This window comes from Pedobacter sp. Bi27 (assembly GCF_918698255.1).
In the GTDB taxonomy this organism is placed as follows: Bacteria; Bacteroidota; Bacteroidia; order Sphingobacteriales; family Sphingobacteriaceae; genus Pedobacter.
Genome location: NZ_CAKKMW010000014.1, coordinates 1 through 15378, shown reverse-complemented (window position 1 = coordinate 15378; position 15378 = coordinate 1). Strand labels below are relative to the sequence as shown.

Below are 15378 nucleotides of genomic sequence, written 5' to 3'. Positions count from 1 at the left end.
GGCTGAATTTAGTGAACATTATCAATACTGATCATTGAACTGTCGTTTCCTTTCTATCACGGGACTCCTGCTTTTAAAGGTTGGTATGATTATACTTTCTGACAGCAAACCCGCGATAATGAGTGGATGGCAGAAATTATTAAAAACCGATTATCAAATTATCAATAATTAAAGAAGGCAATATGACAATGAATAAACGGCTCATCAGGCATTCTTTTCGGCTGCTGAACGTCGACTACGTAAAACTCGGAAATAAGTGGAACTTTAGAAATGTAATCAGCCCGTATTATAGACTGTATTATATCGATGAAGGCGAAGGTATAATATCCGGTCCGAACGGTTCGCTTAGGCTAATTCCCGGTAATCTCTACCTCATTCCCAGTTTTACCCTGTGTAACCTCTATTGCGAACACTTTTTAAGCCAGTATTTTGTTCAGTTCTTTGAAGATTCGGCAGACGGGATATCGCTGTTTTCCAATTGCATGGAAAGTCTGCAGATTGAGGCAAACACTAACGATATCGCCAATTTTAAGCGACTGATCGCTATTAATCCGGGCAGAGGGATCAACAGGTCCAACGATCCAATGGTGTATGAAAAAGATATTTATTACAAGGAATACACCGAGCTGAATAACCTTCAGAGTATTGCTGTGCAATATGAAACACAGGGGATTATTTTTCAGTTGATATCCAGATTCTTAAAACCGGAAATATTTCATAAAGACAAGATTATTGCCAAGCCCTCTGCAGTGATGGATGCCATTGGTTATATACAGATCAATCTGCGGACACCGCTAAAAGTAAGTCATCTTGCGGACCGGGCAAATTTGAATACAGATTATTTTTCAAGGCTCTTTCACCGCTACACAGGTCAAAGCCCCGTGAACTATATCTTACAAAAAAGAATAGAACGGGCCCAGTACCTCATTATTACCAGTAAAAAACAACAAGATGAAATTGCCGAATTAACTGGATTTGAAAATGTTCATTATTTCTCCAGGGTTTTTAAGAAGCTTACCGGACTAACACCAGGCGCTTACAAAACGCAGAATAAGACATTGAATTTTATTGATTGATCCCACGGGATTAATGCACATCAATTTCATGCTGAACATCATTTAATTTCCATTGAACAGCACATCAAAAATCGGAAAAGTATAAAAAGAAGTCTGTTTACAATAAATCATATCGCCTGATTAGATTTTATATTTGATCACATCATTAACCGGCTGTTAAGGATGTATAACCAAATATTTAAGGCAACAGGTTTTGCCTTTACACAATTAATTTTTAATACCCGCTGCGGATTTTGAGTGATCTGATGAAGATCATGGTAAGCCAGGTGGATATAAAAGTACCAACTAACGCGACAATTATGAGAAAACTATTACTAGCCCCGTCTGCAACTTAAGGTAGGCCATTACAACCATTTCGTTTTTCTGTTTGAACCCTGTATGTCGGGGTATAAGGAACTGCTTTGACTCTTTTTTTAGGCACTTCAAATGAAAAGCGACTATAACGCATTAAAGGTTCTGCTTAAGACAAAATTATGGTTTATAGCGCTTTCAGTACTGGTAAGCAGGTAAATGCAACCACAGGAGTATTTGATGGGGAATTTAAAGTGATCAAAGAAAGAATAGGCGCGCCGTTTCATCTGGCAATCAGCTGTCGGGCCCTTGGGAAAGGAATTTTACCGATCATTCCCAATTTAAAGAATACTGCTGGTAGTTGGGCATTGAACAGGCTATTTGGCGTATTCCACTTATTAAAAACCAACCGATTAACCAAATATAAACTAAATGAACGTGAATGCTTTAATGAAGTATGTTGCTATGAAGCGACGAACAACGCCTTTTTTGGGATCGAAGAAGAGAACCAGAGTCAATCTGTTCTGCATACCTTTTTTGATTTTGGGCTTATCCAGTCCAGAGACCGCCCGCTCCAAAACTACCGGTCACACTCCCTTTTCCGATATTTATTTTTTACGGGATGAGATTGTAGTCAAAGGAACCATAAAAGATGCTCAGGGACCACTTCCAGGTGCAACCGTTACGCTGAAATTTGCCAAAATAGGGGTACAGGCAGATAACGATGGGAAATTTAGCCTAAAGGTTCCCGCAAATGGTACCCTGGTTTTCAGTATGGTCGGATATAAGACCAAAGAAGTGGAAATTAAGGGCGAAAGTACAATAAATGTAGTGATGGAGTCCCTGAATGATCTCGATGAGGTAGCCGTAGTCGCTTTTGGTACGCAAAAGAAATCCAGCATGATCAGTGCGATTACCACCATCAACCCAAAAGACCTGAAAGTTCCATCCAGTAACCTGACCACTGCATTAGCAGGTAAACTGGCGGGAGTTATTGCCTATCAGCGCAGTGGAGAGCCTGGACAGGACAATGCATCCTTCTTTATCCGCGGAGTAACAACTTTTGGGTATAAAAAAGACCCGCTTATACTAATAGACGGAATTGAGGTTACCTCAACCGATCTGGCCAGAATGCAGCCAGATGACATTGCCAGTTTTTCCATCATGAAAGACGCTACAGCTACTTCCCTTTATGGCGCTAGGGGCGCAAATGGTGTCATCCTGATTGTGACAAAAACAGGTGAGGAAGGGAAAGCAAAAATCCAGGTCAGGTTTGAAAATTCTACATCTGAAAATACAAGAAACCTGGAGTTTGCAGATCCCATAACCTATATGAAACTTGCAAATGAGGCCGTTGTTACCCGCAATCCGTTAGGCATACTTCCATATGCCCAAAACAAGATCGATCAGACCGCATTGGGTGCCAATCCTAATATTTATCCTTCAAATGATTGGCGGACAATGTTACTTAAAAACCGTACGAATAATCAGCGTATGAATTTTAGTACCAATGGTGGCGGTAAGGTAGCCCGTTATTACATAGCAGGTACCTACAACAATGACAACGGTCTTCTTAAAGTTGATGAACGTAATAACTTTAACAGCAATATCAGCCTTAAATCCTATCAGTTACGCTCGAACATCAATATCAATATGACGAAAACCACAGAAGTCATTGTGCGTTTAGCCGGAAGTTTTGATGACTATACAGGGCCGATAGATGGTGGAAGCGGGTTGTATACCAAAATTATGAGAAGCAATCCCGTTTTGTTCCCTGCATATTATCCGGCAGGCCAAATGCCAAAAACAAACCACATTTTGTTCGGAAATTCAAGTAACGGTCTGCTGATCAATCCTTATGCAGATCTGGTGAAAGGTTACCGCGATTACTCAAGATCGCTGATGAACGCACAGTTTGAGGTGAAACAGGATCTGTCATTCATCACGCAGGGCCTTTCGGCGAGGGGCATGTTCAATACCTCCCGGTATTCTTATTTCGATGTCAGCCGGAATTACAATCCTTTTTATTATTCGGCCAGTGGTTACAATAGCCTGCAGGATACTTATGGTTTAACCCTGCTGAATGAGGGTTCGGCGACCGAATACCTGAATTACAACGAAGGTGCAAAGGATATCAATACGACAACCTACATGGAGGCTGCGGTAAATTATGTGAAGCAGATTTCGAAAGTAAATGATATAACGGCCCTACTGGTATATCAAAGAAGGCAACAGCTCTTTGCAAACAGCGGTACCCTGCAAAAATCTTTGCCGTACCGTAATCAAGGTGTGTCTGGACGTTTTACTTATGGCTATAACAACCGTTACCTCGCCGAACTCAGCTTTGGCTATAATGGATCTGAGCGTTTTTTCAAAACCGAAAGGTATGGTTTTTTTCCAGCGATAGGGCTTGGATGGCAGGTATCCAATGAGAAATTCTGGAAACCGATCAGCACTATCGTAAGTAAACTAAGGTTAAAAGCAACCTATGGAATTGTCGGGAATGATGCTATCGGATCACCGGAAGACCGTTTCTTTTATCTTTCAGAAGTTAACTTGTCCGATGGAGGCAAGGGGGCCAGGTTTGGTGAGCAATTTGCCTATTACAGGCCGGGAATAACTGTCAATCGTTACGATAATGCTTTTATTACATGGGAAAGGGCTAAGAAATTCAATTTTGGTACAGAGCTGACCCTGTTTAACGATTTCAATTTACAGGTAGATATTTTCTCCGAAACCAGGGATAACATTTTAATGGAGCGTGCTGCTATTCCCAGTACAATGGGCCTTGCTGCTGCCATCAAAGCCAATACAGGTAAGGCAAAAGCAAATGGGGTAGATATTTCAGCCGATTATAGCAAAAACTTTAATTCTTCTTTATGGCTCCGTCTGCATGGAAACTTTACCTATGCACACAGTGAATTTTCACAGTTTGAGGAACCTCAGTACAAAGAAAGTTATCTTTCCAGGATCGGGCAGTCGCTTAATCAGAATTATGGCTTAATTGCAGAACGGTTATTTATCGATCAATATGATGTGGCCAATTCTCCAAAACAGACCTTCGGCGAATATGCAGCGGGCGATATCAAATACCGGGATGTAAATGGAGATGGTCAGATTACCAACCTCGACCGGGTACCTATCGGCCTGCCTACCGTTCCGGAGATCATTTACGGTTTTGGCTTCTCTTCAGGATATAAAAACTTTGATCTGTCGGTGTTTTTCCAGGGGTCTGCCCGTTCCTCATTCTGGATCGACACCAGGGCTACAGCACCATTTGTACCTTACAACTATCCCGGTGAATCATTGGGGGGGACACAAAATGCATTGATCAAAGCCTATGCAGACGATCATTGGTCTGAAGACAACCAGAACCTCTATGCGCTTTGGCCCCGGTTGAGCGACAGTCAGAACAATAATAACGTACAGACAAATACCTGGTTTATGCGCAACGGTTCATTTTTACGGTTGAAATCCGCTGAAGTAGGTTATTCAATCCCAAAAAAAATAATCAACAGGGTTAAGCTAAGCAATGCACGCTTTTATGTGAGCGGAACCAACTTATTGAGTCTTAGTGGTTTTAAGCTATGGGACATTGAAATGGGTGGCAACGGCTTAGGTTACCCGGTACAGAGAGTTTATAATGTGGGTATACAAATAGGGTTTTAATTATGAAAAAGACAAGCATATTTTTGGCAGCAGTTATCTTAACCTTGATACTCTCCTGCAAAAAAGATTATCTGGATATCGTTCCGGATAATATCGCAACAATAGAAAACGCATTCACCAATCGGAATGAAGCTGAAAAATACCTGTTTACCTGTTACTCTTACCTGCCCCAGGAAAGCAATGTCAGTCAGAATCCGGCAATGCTGGCCAGTGATGAGTTCTGGACTTATTGGCCTATTACCTCACTCAGCCGGCTCCCGTCTTACCCTCAGCAGATTGCCAGGGGCAATCAGTCCCTTACATCGCCTTTGCTCAATTATTGGGACGGTGAGCAGGATGGTAAAGCCATCTACAAAGCATTGCGTGACTGCAATATTTTCCTTGATAATGTAGACAAAGTGCCAGACCTGGATCCATCACAAAAAAATATATGGACAGGCGAGGTGCAGTTTTTGAAAGCTTACTATCATTTTTATTTGCTCAGGATGTATGGGCCGATTCCAATCATCGATAAAAACCTGCCCATTACCGCAACAACCGAGGAGGTAAGGATAAAACGTGAGCCGGTTGATAAGGTATTTGACTATATCGCAGGTTTAATGGATACCGCTGCTGCCAAGTTGCCTATTACCATTCAAAACCGCTCTTCTGAACTAGGTCACATTACCCGCCCGATTGCCATATCCATAAAAGCAAGGGTATTAACATTGGCCGCAAGTCCGCAGTTTAATGGAAATTCGGATTATAACGGATTAAAGAATGCAGATGGGACAGCGTTGGTAAACTCGACTTATAGCGTCGCGAAATGGAAAAAAGCTGCTGATGCCTGTAAACAGGCCATTGATCTTTGTGAGCTTGCGGGGATCCGTTTGTATAAATTCAATTCTGCATTAACCAGCATATCCGATAAGCTCAAGAAGGAGATGGATATTAGAAACAGTGTCTGTGAGCCTTGGAACCAGGAATTGATCTGGGGTTTTACAAATGGAACGGGATCGGGGATACAGCTTCAGTCCATACCAAGGCTAGATGCTGCTAGATCGGGCAATGAGAGTTTACTGGGACAACTGGCGCCGACAATACGCATGGCCGAATTGTTTTATACCAAAAACGGAGTGCCTATCGCCGAGGATAAAAATTGGAACTTTTCTGACAGATACAGTCTAAAAACTGCCTCCTCCTTAGATCGGGATTATCTGCAGGATGGCTACACCACCTCTGCATTACATTTCGACAGAGAACCCCGGTTTTACGCAGATTTGGCCTTTGACGGCTCTTTATGGTATATGCAGAATAAAACCTGGCCGGTACAGGCTAAATCAGGACAGGGGCAATCAAGGCGTGCAGCATTTGGCTATTCAATTACAGGATACTTTACCAAAAAGCTCGTAAACTGGAAGTTTGTAATACAGGATGGCCTGAGTTATACCCAGGAAGAATATCCTTGGCCTTTGATGCGTTTAGCCGATCTGTATCTGTTGTATGCCGAAGCATTGAACGAGGCAAACGGCCCTTCGGAACCGGTTTATCAATACCTCAATCTGGTTAGGGAAAGAGCCGGTCTGCAAGCCGTTCAGCTATCTTGGGATACTTATTCCAATAACCCTGGCAAATATAAAGATCAGGCAGGGCTAAGACAGATAATCCATCAGGAACGCGGAATTGAAATGGCATTCGAAGGGAGCAGGTTCTGGGATCTAAGGCGGTGGAAAGAAGCTTCAGCTACGCTCAATACCCCAGTTTATGGATGGGACATTGAGCAGACCGATGCTACTGGATATTATAGGCCAAAACTGCTCTTCAACCAGAAGTTTGTAGCGCCCCGTGATTATTTGTGGCCAATAAAAGAATACAATACGATTGTCAACCCCAATCTGGTTCAAAACCCTGGTTGGTAATTAATTATAGGATAATTTAATAATTGAATGTGATGAAAAATAATAAATGGTATGTATTGGCCACACTGTTTTGTGTGATGATATTTGGCTGCAAAGAAGATATACTGACACCTTTGGAAAAAGATACAGTAGCACCGCCTCCGATTTCAAATCCCGTTTCTGAACGCATGGCAGGCGCAGTTAAGGTTTCCTATAATCTGCCCTCAGATGCAGACCTGATGTATGTGGTGGCAGAATATACAAATAAATACGGTAAGGTAATCAGCGTTAAAGCATCTTCTTACACCAATGCCTTAACTGTTGATGGTTTCGCCGATACTGCATCTTACAGTCTTAACCTTTATGCCGTAGACAAATCCGAAAACAGGTCAGCACCGGTAACCATTAAAGTAAAAGCGCTTGAGCCGCCCATTTTCGCCGTTCGCAGAAGCCTGGCTTTGGTTACCGATTTTGGTGGCATCAATATAAGCTTTGCCAATCCTACGGAGGCCAATATTGCAGTAGTGGTAACTTATAAAGATTCTTTGGGCAATTTTGCAACAAGAGAAACCATCTATACCAAATCTAAAAACGGTCTTTTCTCCTCGAGGGGCTTTCCCTCTAAAGAAACAGTTTTCGGGGTTTATATCAGAGACAGATGGGACAACCGCACCGATACGGCAAAAGCAACCCTAACGCCGATTTTTGAAAAACAGCTCGACAAAAGCAAATTTAAGGTGCTTACCCTGCCTACAGACGCTCCGGTTGGCTGGAGCCTGCCTATCAGTAACCTGTGGAACAACGTAATATCGGCAGAGGGAAATATGTGGCATACCACAGATGTCGGTATGCCATGCCAGGTTACTTTCGATCTTGGTGTGACCGCGAAGATAAGCCGTTTTACGCTTTGGCAAAGACAGGGTATATGGATTTATAACCATGGAAATCCCAAAAGATATGAAATTTGGGGTTCGACCAATCCGGCCAGCGATGGCAGTTATACCAATTGGACCAAATTGGCATCATGTGTTTCTATTAAGCCTTCTGCTCAGCCGATCGGTTCCAACTCCAATGAGGATGTAGCCGCTGCTGCACGCGGTGAAGAGACCAATGTTCCTTTGGATGCACCTCCTGTAAGATATATCCGAATTAAGGTATTGGAAACTTGGATAGGACCAGGGGGACAGGCAGCTCACGTTTCAGAGATGACTTTTTATGGAAACGACAAATGATCTTTATTAAATTATATAGTATGAAACATATTATTGCTTATTCAGTTATTGCAGTTACCTTATTAATGGTTTCCTGCAGCAAAATGGATGATTACAAAAAATTCACCGATGGCAAAGTTATTGTCTACCCAGGTAAAGCCGATTCATTAAGGATCCAGCCGGGACGCAACAGGGCATTGGTCAGGTTCCTGCTTATATCCGATCCAAATATCGTAAAAGCGACTATATACTGGAACAACAAGGCAAATCATCAGGATGTTTCCATCACCAGGGGAAAAGGAATAGATACCATAAAAGCAATGGTGTCGCCACTTCCGGAAGGCAATTATTCATTTGAGGTGTTAACCTACGATAAAGGTGGAAATAAATCTGTCGCAGCCTTGAAGCAAGGTGCCGCTTATGGCGATGTTTTTGAGAAATCGTTGTTGAACCGTATATTGGAAAATATTGTTTATCAGCCATCCAATGGAACAACATATCTCAACTGGCGCGCTTCAGATGCAGGATCGATAGGTGCAGAAGTTACCTATACCAACATAAACGGAAAAGTAACGATTAAAAGGATATCCAAAGACGCAATACAGACGACCTTGACCGATCAAAATCCTGGTACAGATATTCAGTACCGGACTCTTTTTTTACCAGATTCCTTGGCCATTGATACATTTTATAGCGCTTCTGCATCCCGGAAAATAACAGAGTTTTATTTAAAAAACCCGGGAGCACCATTTCTTCAAAGTAAAAGAGATGGAAGGTGGGGCTTAGTTGCAGATTGGACTACCAATGCCGCCGCTAGAAACATGTCCAATGGCGCCGTAGGTGGGTGGGATTCATATAATGGGGGTGGTTTTATTGCTTTTGAGTATTGGGGTACACCCCAAATTACAAATGGAAAAATCTATCAAACTATTACACTCCCACCAGGGAAATATCGTTATGTGGTAACAGTGTCTGAAATTGCCAATCCACTAGAGGCTACTTACGCCGTTGTAAACCTGGGCCAAACACTGCCCGATGTGGCCGACATTTCACAGGCCCTGGGAAGTTTTAAATTTTTGGATAATTCGCAGAATGGAAAAGATTTTGCCGTTCCTTTCTCATTGACACAGACCCAGGAGATTACATTAGGATTTGTTTCTACCATGGTAGTCAAAAATCAGAGTAGTGTAAGGTTCAGTAAAGTGCGGTTATATAAGGACTGATTGGCTCGGAAACAATACATCCGATATCAAGAAACATCCTTTACTGTAATAAATAGAAATCCAAGCCATGTTAATGGTTTGGATTTCTGATTTGCGGGTTAGCCTGTTAGGCACAATCACTACTTTTTTCCAATACTCAATTATTTATAAATCAGTTTGTTAATGTGGTTGTTTTGTAAGCATCTGTAAATCAAAAGGGTATATTGGTAATTGTGTTCCGGTCTAATGGAGTCTGGATAACAAAGCACGTTAAATACTTTAAGCGTTTTACGATCCTTTAGAAGTCATTAAGCTGCGCTTGTTAATTGATCTCGTTTATCGGCAGTTTAAGGATTCTGCTGATTTATAGCGTTTAAAGCCAAATAACTGTCCATACCATCATCAGCCTAGTCCCATAAAAATAGAGGGCAAATCAACTCGTTTGTTTTTTAGGAAAAATTATCAGCGTTGGTTTAATGCGAAAAATCGGAAAAGTATAAAAAGAAGTCTGATTACCATAAATCCTGCAACTATTGCGCCTTTTATATTTGAAATATATTCTTTGTCTGATTTGAAGAATGTGCAACCAAATATTTTGAAGCATGGTAAAACTGTCGCCTATAACTAAAATGGATCTTTCCGGCCTAAAAAGTCTCAATATTATCCATTCCTGTAATTATCGTGTAGGAAAAGTGCAAATAAATCATCATATGCCCATGAAAAGAAAACGAACTTAATCTAAAGCTATTTGACCAGCCTTTTTATATGGGCTGAGGTAATTTGTTCAAGTCACAATAAGCAGGCAACTGAAATATCCTTGCCTGATTCTCAATAATAACAACCAACTGACCAAATATGGAAATGATGCCAAAGTCGCCAGAAAAATGGCGCCGATTATTAACACTGTTCACTTTCTGCTCAATACTTTTCGCTATCCCCTTTAGCGGAACAGCAGGTACAAATTTAAGCCGTTACAATAGTTTAAATAATATTATTGTTATTCACAAGCCACGTGTTTTCAATACCGGGCATATAAAAATTGATATTACTGTTGGCGGTAAAGTTACCGATCTTACCGGAAAAGCAATACCAGGGGCTGTGGTAAGGCACAAAGAGTCTGGAAAAGCAACTCAGACAGATTCACAGGGAAATTATTCACTAATTATCCCCGATGGTAAAGGAACGCTGGTATTTAGCTTTATAGGCTTTACAAGCAAAGAAATTGTTATTGGACAACAGACACAGATCAATGTTCAGCTCGCCGATGACAATAAAAAACTAGATGAAGTTGTTATTGTTGGTTACGGAACCCAAAAGAAAGTAAACCTTACCGGATCGGTATCTACAGTTTCTTCAAAAGACCTTGATAACAGACCCATTACCCAGGCATCCCAGGCTTTATCTGGGCTTTCCCCGGGTGTGCAGGTGCAGCAGGGTGGAGGCCGTCCGGGCAGTGACGGAGCAAGGGTAATCATTAGAGGTGTAGGGACGTTCAATGCAGGCAGCAGCCCCCTAATATTGATTGATGGAATTGCAGGGTCACTGGATGATGTGGCATCGGACAATATTGCCAGTATGACCGTACTGAAAGATGCGGCCTCTGCAGCAATTTATGGCAACAGGGCGGCAAATGGCGTAATATTGATTACCACTAAACGTGGACAAAAGGGGAAAACCATTATCAGTTATAACAACTATTTTGGCTGGGAGAAAATAACGAGTTTACCACAATTTGTCGACTCATGGACTTATGCGGAATTAACTGGTGCAAGTGCCGATGTGGTCGCAAAATATAAAAGTGGTACCGATCCGGATAACTTTCCCAACGTTTCCCATTTAAAGGATCTGTTGAATACAGGTTCTGGATTTCAGCAGTACCACAATGTTAATGTTTCTGGCGGTGAAGGCAATAATGTGTATTATCTATCAGGTAGCTATCGGGATCATAACGGGTTAACGGCAGAAACCAACAACAAAAGATACGATATACAGGCTAACATCGATACCCGTATCAAAGATAATCTGAACCTTAAAACCAGTATACTCGGTTTTTCTCAATTTCAGACACAGCCTCAGTCCAATTCCGCTGGAATAGGTGGGATTATTGGATTTTCGGTACGTGAGCCCAATACTATTGCAGGACTGAAATCAGATGGTACCTACGGCCGACAGGATTTCTTCGCCCCCGAAGCGTGGCTGGCTAGTGAAGGTTTTAATAATCTTCGTGCTAAAAACTTTTATGGTAATACCACACTTGCATGGGACATCATACCAAGTTTGAACCTAAGTGGAACTGCTGGATATCACTATTACACGAGTGTAAATACAACATATATTGCGGATATTAACATTGATAAGACGACTTATGTGGGCCCAAATAGTTTGGGGATAGGTAATACCGATGGAAATGAAGTTACCCTTAATTTACTTTTAAAATATGTTAAAAGTTTTGGCAAAAATAACTTCTCTATCTTAGGTGGTTATCAGCAAGAAGCACACCGCGATAATTTCACAAGTGCCTACCGCGACAAATTTCCGAACAATCTGTTGTATCAGCTCGACGCTGGCGCAACGACAAATATGCAAAACGCCGGATCTGCCAATGAATACGCTTTCAGGTCTTTCTTCGCCCGCTTTAACTATGATTACGGTGGTAAATATCTTTTTGAGGCCAATGTTCGCTATGACGGTTCTTCAAGATTTGCGCCTAAAAACAGATATGGGGTTTTTCCAGCGGTTTCTGCCGGCTGGAGACTTTCCGAGGAATCATTTATTAAAGATAATATTAATTGGGTTAATGAGCTGAAAATAAGAGCATCGTATGGTTCCTTGGGTAATGCCAATATTTCCAATTACCCATATCAATATAACATCAGCACCAATGTAAGGTATAATTTCGGAGGGGTAATTGCCCCTGGTGCTGCGGTGACTGCAGCTGCCAATCAGGATATCAAATGGGAAACAACAACAACTGCCAATCTTGGTCTTGATTTCACCTTGTTCAATAATGCGCTTAGTGGTACAGTGGATATTTACGACAGAACAGCTAAAGACATTTTATACCAGGTTCCGGTATCTTCTACACTTGGCTTAAGCGCACCAACGCAGAATGCGGGTTCAATTCAGAATCGAGGTGTCGAAGTAAGTTTAACCTACAATGCCAAAATAGGTCAGGTAAACTTCGGCGTATCACCAAATTTCTCATACAATAATCAAAAGGTAATCAAAATAGCGGGCGATATTCAAAACGTAATCCCCAATTTCTTTCTAGGCCAACCATTAAACCCGATTTACGGCTTCGTGGCCGATGGTCTTTTTGTTGATGCTGCGGATGTTGCAAGTTACCCAACACAACCAAATGGTGGTGTCCCTGGTAACATCAGATTTAAGGACATCAGCGGACCAAACGGGGTTCCGGATGGAAAGGTAGATGCCACTTATGACAGGCAGATTTTAGGAAATACCAATCCAAAAACTTCTTACGGACTAAACTTAACTGCTGCATACAAAGGGTTTGATTTTTCAGCTTTATTTTCCGGACTTGGAGGATATACGGTGCAGATGGGATCTTATCAGGCCTACGCATTATATAACGGTGGGAATGTTCAGCAATGGCAATATGAAAATGCATGGACCACACAAAATCCTGACAGAAATGCACTTTATCCACGCATTACCAATCTGAGCCAGGGTAGTGCCAATGTTCAGAGAAACTCTTACTGGAATAGATCAGGAACATTTCTGAGATTGAAAAACGTCCAGATCGGGTATACCTTGCCATCTAATCTGACTAAAAAAATCAGTTTGGATAAGGTTAGGCTATTTGTCGGTGGTCAAAATCTTTTCACATTAAATGATTTTTACGAAGGATGGGATCCAGAAAACGGCCAGGGTTCGGGAGACAACCCAAACTTCTATCCACTCTCTGCCATCTATACCTTTGGTATAAATGTGAAATTGTAATCTAATGTAGTTAGGATCATTAAATAAAACAAAATGAAAAATTATATATATAAATTAACAGTTGTGGTGGGATGTACCTTCCTGAGTGTGGTTGCAGGATGTAAAAAAGACCTTTTAGATACCCAGCCGCTTTCATCAATTTCAGATGCCACTTTCTGGAAAACAGCTGGTGATGCAACACTTGCTTTGAATGGGGTCTATGACAGTGGGGCAGGTTTTACCGGTTATAATTTCTGGGCGGCAACATCAATGGTTAACCTTGACCTGATGGCTGGTAATGGATCCGAAAAGGAGTCTATTCCTGATAATTTCACCAATGGTACATTAAATTCTACCTATAGCTTTGTGGGATCGTATTATTCCCAGGCCTATTCACAGATTGGAAGGTGCAATAATTTTTTAGCCAATATTGGTCTGGTGAGTATGGATGCGGCGCAAAAAGCAGTAATGATAGGTGAGGTAAAAACGATTAGGGCATACAACTACTTCAATCTCGCTTTATATTTCGGCGATGTTCCTCTTGTACAAAAACTGTTGACGGTAGATGAGGCAAACTCTGTATCCCGCACTCCTAAAGCAGAGGTTTGGGCATTTTGCGAAAGTGAGCTTAAGGCTGCGGCCGCTGCACTTCCTGTTTCTGTAAGTGCAGACCGTCTTGGTCACATGACTGCTGCATCGGCACTGGCCATTCTTGGCCGGTTGCAGCTTGCTCAGAAAAAGTGGGCAGAGGCAGCGACTACTTATAAAACCATCATCGATTATAATTATTATGCTATCGATCCCAGATACCGTGAACTTTTCTTAAATGCAGGGGAAACCAGTCGTGAGATCATCATGTCAATGCAGTACATTAGGGATACTTACAACCATGCCTTGTTGCAATACCTTACACCCGAAACATGGGGCGGGTGGCACCAATACTCACCATTTAATGAACTGGTTGAAGCATATGAGTGTAAGGACGGGAAAACGATAGCAGAATCTCCTTTATTTGATAAAAACAATCCATATAACAACCGCGATCCAAGAATGGATTTCAACATCATGATCTCCGACCGTACGAGTTTTCGCGGAAAAGTTTACTCTGCAAAGCCCGGGACAACGCTTCCCGACCGCTTGAACCAGTACCCTGGTGTCTGGAGCGGATATGCTATCTATAAATTCCTCGAGGATGATCCTGCTGTAGCAACAACCAATAATACGGGAAACAACTTTCCTTTGATCAGGTATGCAGAAGTATTGCTTGGCTATTTAGAGGCAAAGCTAGAGTCTGGCAGTGGTGTAGATCAGGTGTTATTGGATGCAACAATAAATAAAGTAAGGGGAAGGGCAGCTGTGGCAATGCCAGCAATAACCACCTTAGATCCAACAGCACTCAGAACAATCCTACGCAGAGAACGCCGTGTAGAATTTGCGTTTGAAGGGATCAGGTATTTTGATTGTTTGAGATGGGGGATCATCGGCTCAGAGAACAATCAGCAGTTTACCGGTATGAAACTTACCAACGACCCTGCCAATTATAAAGATTATCCCGTAAACGCAAATGGATACTATATTTTCAAAAAGCGCAGTTTTGTCGTTGGTAAAAATGAGCTCTGGCCAATTCCACAGTCAGAAAGGGATCTAAATAAAAATTTAACCCAAAATCCGGGCTATTGATATTTTGATGTAGTCAATTAAGATACTTTTGGTTAGTATGATGAGCGTCATTCCTAAGGGAATGGCGTTTTTATTTGAGTACTATTCAATAGTGCAAACATCCTCCTTCTAACACTAATTTAAGAAGGTTACGCCTTTTCACTTCTTGCGGGTAAAGAGGTCTATACGATACCTCATCTAGTCTTAGCGTCTCCAATGCTATTAAGTTAAGCTATTTATATGCTTGGTGCAACCTGCTTTTATTTTGCCGAACTTTAATTCTGGGAAAGCTTCTTGTTGGCTTTACCGCAACTACAGTTTTAGAAATTTGCTCTATTAGCTGTTTAATTATTGTTTTCAGTTTTGATCCCATTACTAACTCAATTAGGCTGTTCCTAACAAATCTGAATGCATTTTGCCAGTTGAAGATATAACCGTATCTTCTTTTATC

7 protein-coding genes are annotated in these 15378 nt (G+C 41.6%); all 7 read left to right on the top strand.

The window, feature by feature from the left end:
• Positions 1 to 182 precede the first annotated feature (182 nt).
• The 7 genes from LQ227_RS25005 (at position 183) to LQ227_RS24975 (ending at position 14948) form a co-directional block, all read left to right on the top strand.
• Positions 183 to 1076: a helix-turn-helix domain-containing protein gene (locus LQ227_RS25005; protein WP_230151812.1), complete on the top strand. Its 894-nt coding sequence runs from the start codon at positions 183 to 185 to the stop codon at positions 1074 to 1076.
• A gap of 834 nt (positions 1077 to 1910) precedes the next feature.
• Positions 1911 to 5036, top strand: coding sequence for a TonB-dependent receptor (locus tag LQ227_RS25000; RefSeq protein WP_230151810.1), 3126 nt, complete (start codon positions 1911 to 1913; stop codon positions 5034 to 5036).
• Positions 5037 to 5038: 2 nt separating this feature from the next.
• Positions 5039 to 6934: a RagB/SusD family nutrient uptake outer membrane protein gene (locus LQ227_RS24995; RefSeq protein WP_230146459.1), complete on the top strand. Its 1896-nt coding sequence runs from the start codon at positions 5039 to 5041 to the stop codon at positions 6932 to 6934.
• 32 nt (positions 6935 to 6966) lie between these two features.
• Positions 6967 to 8145: a DUF5000 domain-containing lipoprotein gene (locus tag LQ227_RS24990; RefSeq protein WP_230146458.1), complete on the top strand. Its 1179-nt coding sequence runs from the start codon at positions 6967 to 6969 to the stop codon at positions 8143 to 8145.
• A 20-nt stretch (positions 8146 to 8165) separates the two neighbouring features.
• The gene (locus LQ227_RS24985; RefSeq protein WP_230146457.1) at positions 8166 to 9347 is read left to right on the top strand and encodes a DUF4998 domain-containing protein; all 1182 of its coding nucleotides are present in this window, start codon (positions 8166 to 8168) and stop codon (positions 9345 to 9347) included.
• Between the two features lie 843 nt (positions 9348 to 10190).
• Positions 10191 to 13289, top strand: coding sequence for a TonB-dependent receptor (locus LQ227_RS24980; protein ID WP_230151799.1), 3099 nt, complete (start codon positions 10191 to 10193; stop codon positions 13287 to 13289).
• 33 nt (positions 13290 to 13322) lie between these two features.
• Positions 13323 to 14948: a RagB/SusD family nutrient uptake outer membrane protein gene (locus LQ227_RS24975; protein WP_230146455.1), complete on the top strand. Its 1626-nt coding sequence runs from the start codon at positions 13323 to 13325 to the stop codon at positions 14946 to 14948.
• Positions 14949 to 15378 lie beyond the last annotated feature (430 nt).

Coding starts and splice junctions, on each gene's coding strand:
- LQ227_RS24995 (WP_230146459.1), top strand. CDS start 5,039: ATGAAAAAGACAAGCATATTTTTGGCAGCAGTTATCTTAACCTTGATA.
- LQ227_RS24975 (WP_230146455.1), top strand. CDS start 13,323: ATGAAAAATTATATATATAAATTAACAGTTGTGGTGGGATGTACCTTC.
- LQ227_RS24985 (WP_230146457.1), top strand. CDS start 8,166: ATGAAACATATTATTGCTTATTCAGTTATTGCAGTTACCTTATTAATG.
- LQ227_RS24990 (WP_230146458.1), top strand. CDS start 6,967: ATGAAAAATAATAAATGGTATGTATTGGCCACACTGTTTTGTGTGATG.
- LQ227_RS25005 (WP_230151812.1), top strand. CDS start 183: ATGACAATGAATAAACGGCTCATCAGGCATTCTTTTCGGCTGCTGAAC.
- LQ227_RS24980 (WP_230151799.1), top strand. CDS start 10,191: ATGCCAAAGTCGCCAGAAAAATGGCGCCGATTATTAACACTGTTCACT.